The organism is Massilimicrobiota sp. mt181, from assembly GCF_055420065.1.
The window spans coordinates 1-1911 of record NZ_JBVAYN010000057.1 but is presented as its reverse complement, the minus strand read 5'-3'; the positions used below and the strand labels follow the sequence as shown (position 1 = coordinate 1911).

Sequence of the window (1911 nt, the reverse complement as noted above, 5' to 3'; positions counted from 1 at the left end):
AAGAGGCTGTAACGAAATAACTTTTTAAAGAGTTGATTTTGTTTCAGCTCTTTTCTTTTTTGTTTTTAGGCAATAAAAAAACATCTTCTCTCTTCTTCTGATCTCAAGATGCAATATTTTTGTTGATTTTTCTTCTGTTTTCCCTATTTTTGGGCGCAATATCCCTATATCGCTCAAAATTTGTTTTTTTCATGTGCATATCTTTTTAATTGAGAAGCAATTTTTTTCTTTCTTCCTTCTCCCTTTTCAGGCGATATTTATGATATTTCCTTAAATTATAGCCCAGACATACAATGAGAAATTCCATTCTTGCATTTTTCAGTCCTCTTCTCGTGAATCTTGTGAATTTCATGTCCTGCTTGATGACTCCAAATGCTCCTTCAACCTGTATGCTTCTCTGTCTCTTTAATTCTTTTCCAAATTCCGTTGTCAGATTTTCATCTACAACTGCATAGAATTCATCCAGCACTGCATCTCTTGTCAGGACTTTCTGTTGCTTCTTGTTTTTACAGCATTCATCCATGAATGGACATCCTTCACAGCTCTCTTCACTTGTCATCTTTTGTTTGATTCGCAGATATTCTCCACTTTCATCATAGATATCTCCCATGTTCTGATCGAATGCATGACCATTTGGACATATCCTGTTTCCTTTTTTATCCTTTTCCCAGTTCAATGAGTTGAATTTTTTATTCTTGAATTCCTTTTCATTCTTTTTGGCATACATTGCATACTTCATGTAGAGATTCATTCCATTTGACAGGCAATACATATAGTTGTCATAGTTCCCATATGCTGCATCTGCCACCGGATAGAGTGGCAGCTCTCCTGTGAATTCCTTGTATCTTTCCATGAATAGTATGAATGTCTTGGCATCTCCTGGTCGCTGAAACAGGTCTGCATTGACTATGATACCATCACTGACTGCAATCTGTGCATTATAGCAGGGTCTGCTTAATCCTGTATTGCAATAATAATCTATCTTGGTTGCACACATTGTCGCATCATGATCTATCTTTGAGCAGCTGTTTCTATCATTTCCTATGATAAAAAGCCAGAATTCATATTCATCTAACTTTGTATAATATTCAAGAAACAGGTCATACCATCTTTGAATCCCTGTCTTTCTTTTCCCTCTGCCATATACAATCTTTATGTCATCGTTGACCATCGTTTCCATAAGATACTGTACTATATAGCCAATCTCCTGTGCACAGTAAAAATAATGATACGGAAAGTCAAATCCTCTTTCCATATTCATTTGAATGATTGAATCTGTTATTTTAGAAAACAGTTTCATTCTTGCATTGATGATTCTTGCCTTATATACAAAGGAATATCTGTTTGCATTGGCTTCTATCTTGGTACCATCAATATATTGAACGGATTTGTCGACATTCATGAGATGGCAGATATTATTGACTATATCAAAAAAGATATAATCAATATCGTTGATGAGATAATCCTTCATGAGTCGTTCAAAAGTCATGTGGCTAGGAGTTTCTTCCTGCATGATATACATGAATCTAATGTCATGCTTACATAAAGATTCCAGATTTCTTACATCACAGTCACTGACCATTCTTGCAAGGAGAACAGCCTTAAGAAGCAATACGTTATCATATCCCTTTCTACCACGACGTTCATCTCTTTTCAGATATTTTTTAAGATTCACTCCTTCCAGCGCCTTTAAGAAAGAAACAACCTCATCATCAGGATCAATTTTTATACCTAAATCTAGTGGCAAAGATAACTGAATTGCGTTATAATTATCAGTGTAATTAGATTTCATAAAATTAGAAGATTCCATAATCTAATTATACCAAAAACGACAACGAGTATCATTAACGATATTCACTGTCGTTTTCTTTTTTAGGTGACCTTACGAATATTTATTTCGTTACAGCCCCT

General features: G+C 34.8%; 1 protein-coding gene. It reads right to left on the bottom strand.

Annotated features, from left to right (window positions below):
• Window positions 1-205 precede the first annotated feature (205 nt).
• Window positions 206-1792, bottom strand: coding sequence for a transposase (locus tag ACZYT4_RS13985; protein WP_463786963.1), 1587 nt, complete (start codon window positions 1790-1792; stop codon window positions 206-208).
• Window positions 1793-1911: the final 119 nt, after the last annotated feature.

Bases quoted from the DNA above. Each gene is read 5' to 3' on its own strand.
- ACZYT4_RS13985 (WP_463786963.1), bottom strand. From the start codon at position 1,792: ATGAAATCTAATTACACTGATAATTATAACGCAATTCAGTTATCTTTG.